Source organism: Streptomyces alkaliphilus (assembly GCF_014141535.1).
GTDB classification, from domain to species: domain Bacteria; phylum Actinomycetota; class Actinomycetes; order Streptomycetales; family Streptomycetaceae; genus Streptomyces; species Streptomyces alkaliphilus.
This window is the reverse complement of record NZ_VKHT01000791.1, coordinates 1-2,411: the sequence shown is the minus strand read 5'-3', so window position 1 is coordinate 2,411 and position 2,411 is coordinate 1. Positions and strand designations below refer to the sequence as shown.

Annotated in this window: 2 protein-coding genes; both read right to left on the bottom strand. The window is 76.6% G+C overall.

Annotated elements, in window-relative coordinates:
• A partial coding sequence (locus tag FNQ90_RS19805) for an ABC transporter ATP-binding protein/permease (protein WP_182607600.1) occupies positions 1-1,855 on the bottom strand: 1,855 nt, incomplete at its 3' end.
• A 70-nt stretch (positions 1,856-1,925) separates the two neighbouring features.
• Positions 1,926-2,411, bottom strand: a 486-nt coding sequence (locus tag FNQ90_RS19800) for a nitroreductase family protein (RefSeq protein WP_182607599.1), incomplete at its 5' end; no start/stop codon positions are given.

Sequence of the window (2,411 nt, the reverse complement as noted above, 5' to 3'; positions counted from 1 at the left end):
CCCGGGGCCCGGATGGGTCGAGGGGTTCGGTGGGTTCGGTGGGTTCGGTGGGTTCGGACGGCGCGTCGGGGTCGGTGGGCCGGACGGGGCCCCCGGCCGTCACCAACGAGGCGTAGAGCCCACCGGCGGCGAGGAGCGAGGCGTGGTCGCCGTCCTCGACGACGCGTCCGCCGTCCATGACGAGGATGCGGTGGGCATCGCGCACGGCGGCCGGTCGGTGGGCCACCACCAGGCAGGTCCGGTCCCCCGCCGCCGCGAGCAGGTCGCGGGTGATCCGGGACTCCCGGTGCTCGTCCACGGCGCTGGTCGCCTCGTCCAGCAACAGCACCGGGGCCCGGGAGAGCAGCGCGCGGGCCAGGGCCAGACGTTGGCGCTGACCGCCGGAGAGGGTTTCTCCGCGTTCGCCGAGCACGGTGTCCCAGCCCCGGGGCAGCGCCAGGATCTCGTCCAGGATCCCGGCGGATCGGGCGGCCCGGGTCAGGTCGGCGACGGGGGCTCCGGGCCGGGCCAGACGCAGGTTCTCCGCGACGGAGGTGTGGAAGAGGTGGGTGCGCTGCGAGACGACGGCGACCCGGCGGCGCAGCTCGGCCAGGGGCAGCGTGTCGATCCGTCGATCACCGAGGAGTATCTCCCCGCGGTCGGGGTCGTGGTGGCGCGCCAGTAGGGAGAGGAGGGTGGACTTGCCCGCCCCGGAGGGGCCGACCAGGGCGGTCACCCGGCCCGGCTCGACGGTGAGGTCGACACCGTCCAGGGCGGACCGGCCGGCGCCCGGATGCCGGAAGGCCACGTTCCGGACCGTGATGCCGAGGGCGCCGCCACGCGGCCCCGCCCCCCCCTCCGGCCCGTTCCCGACCGGGGTGTCCGAAGCCGCGTGGGCGGCAGGAGCCACGGGGCCCGTGGAATCCGGGGGATCCCCGGGATCCGTGACGGCCGGGCGGGCCGATCGCAGGGCGGCGATTCCCCCGGCGGCGGAGATCCCCAGATAGCCGGAGTGCCACTCCCTCGACAGGTCACGGATCGGACGGAACGCCTCGGAGGTGAGCATCAGCACCAGATACGTGGTGGTCGCCGTGGCGCCTCCCGTGGCGGCGGACCAGCAGGCCAGCAGCACGGCGACGACCGTGCCGCCCTGCACCGCCAGATCGGTGATCCCGGTGTCCACAAGGGAGACCCGCAGTTTGGCCACGGTCGTGCGGTGGACCTCGGCGGACCGGTCCTCCAACCGCCGGCGGACCCGCCCGACGGCCCCCGCGGCGCGCAGGGCCGGCATGCCCTGCAGTGCCTCCAGGTAGTCGGCGTTCAGGCGCTCGTAGCCGTTCCAGTGCTCGCCGCCGCGGCGTGCCAGGAGCCGGTCCCAGGCCCGGGGGGCGAGCAGGGCGAGCAGCACCGCGCCGGCCAGGACGGCGACGGCCAGGAGCACCAGGGGCGGGGTGACACAGGTGACGACCAGTTGCGGCAGGTACCGGGAGAGGTACACGTCGCACCCCTCGACGCCGTCCACCAGCGTGGCCCGCACCGCGCCGGCCCGGGCCCCGGTGAGGTGGGCCGGGCCGAGTCGGCCCAGCCGCTCCAACAGCTCGTCGCGGAGCCGTACGCGGGCCTCGGCTCCGGCGTCGGCCGCCACCATCCGTTGGCGGTGGTGGAGCAGTGCCTGGACGAGGACGACCACCGGCACCCCCAGCAGGGGGGCGACGGCGTCGGCCGGCTCCGAGCGGGCGACGGCCGCCAGGGCGAGAGCCAGCAGCACGGCCCGTGCCAGGTGTCCCACGGTGACGGCGAACAGCAGAGCCCCGGCGATCAGCAGGGGGCGGCGCACCGGGCGAGCGGCGGCCAGGAGCTCGGGGTGGATCATCACGGGAAACCTGCCGGAGGGGTGGGGAGCGGTGGTCGGACGCGCGGGCCGCAGCCAGGCCCCGGGCGCGCGGTCACCGGGGTGCGGGAGGGGACGGGTCCGCGCCGACCGCCAGACCGTGGACGATCCATTCCCGATCGCCCGGGCGGCCGAGCGCGGCGCCGAGATCGGCCTGCTGCCAGGAGCCGACGGGACGGCAGCGCAGGCCGAGACGGGCGGCGGAGAGGGAGGCCAGGTGGGCGGCGAAACCCGCGCGGAGGTGGCTTCGTCGGATCCGGGTGCCGTCGGCGTCGCCGGGGCATCCGACGGCGAGCAGGATCGCGCCCGCTTCCGCCAACCACGCCTGGCCGGCGGCGCGGGCGGCCAGCCACGGCCGGGCGTCGCCCCGGGCGCGGGAACGGAGCGGGCTCCCGGACCGCGCGGGATCGGCGGTGAACAGCCCCTCTCCGTCGGCCACCCACCAGACCGGGTCGGGCTCGCCCGCCCCGGCCGGGGGTGAGGAGTTCACGGTGGCGATCCGGTGGGCGTCGGCGAGCACTCCGAGGAGGGTCGCCAGGAC